Raw genomic sequence first — 617 nt, forward strand, 5'->3', positions numbered from 1 at the left:
GAAAGTCACATAATAAAAAAATCAGGCAAACCTGATTTTTATTTTTTTCGTTTATTGTAGTAAATCCGGAATCCTTGAATACTAGCAAAGCTAGAACCAATCGCTAAAGCAAACGCAAAGAAGGTATTCATTTTTGTTGCTAAAAAGACAAAACTAAATACAACCGTCAACACACAGAAAATAGCGATATTTAAAAAATATAGCAATTCACTTAATTGAGGTGCGGGTTCAACTTCAGGAGCATAGTCCTGAATAGGGGTTTCTTGGGTTTGTTTGGTTAATTCGATATAATCGAATTCTTCATCATAGTGTCTTAAATTTGTTACGGGCATTTTCTCTCTCCTAACAGCACTCTATTATTCTATCATGAATTCAGGAATATAAATGTTACAAAAATGTTACAAATTTTACAAAATGAATAAATTTCTCTAGAATATCGGAATTTTTGTTATAATGGTTCTATGAAAAATATTATTATTACAGCAACAGCAGAGAGTGTTGAGCAAGCGCAAGCCCTGATTGATGCAGGGGTTGACCGAATCTATGTCGGTGAAAAAGATTATGGATTACGATTGCCTCAAACTTTAAGCTATGACGAAATAAATCGAATTGCCCAA

The 617-nt window shown here is 32.9% G+C and carries 1 protein-coding gene; it reads right to left on the bottom strand.

Features of this window, described 5'->3' with window-relative positions; all coding sequences use genetic code 11:
• Positions 1-38 precede the first annotated feature (38 nt).
• Positions 39-332: a DUF3270 family protein gene (locus SPADD19_RS01835; protein WP_061455055.1), complete on the bottom strand. Its 294-nt coding sequence runs from the start codon at positions 330-332 to the stop codon at positions 39-41.
• Positions 333-617 lie beyond the last annotated feature (285 nt).

Origin of the sequence: Streptococcus parasanguinis, assembly GCF_001578955.1 — a bacterium.
GTDB lineage: Bacteria > Bacillota > Bacilli > Lactobacillales > Streptococcaceae > Streptococcus > Streptococcus parasanguinis_U.

Excerpts from the sequence above, each read along its gene's own strand:
- SPADD19_RS01835 (WP_061455055.1), bottom strand. The coding sequence starts at position 332 with ATGCCCGTAACAAATTTAAGACACTATGATGAAGAATTCGATTATATC.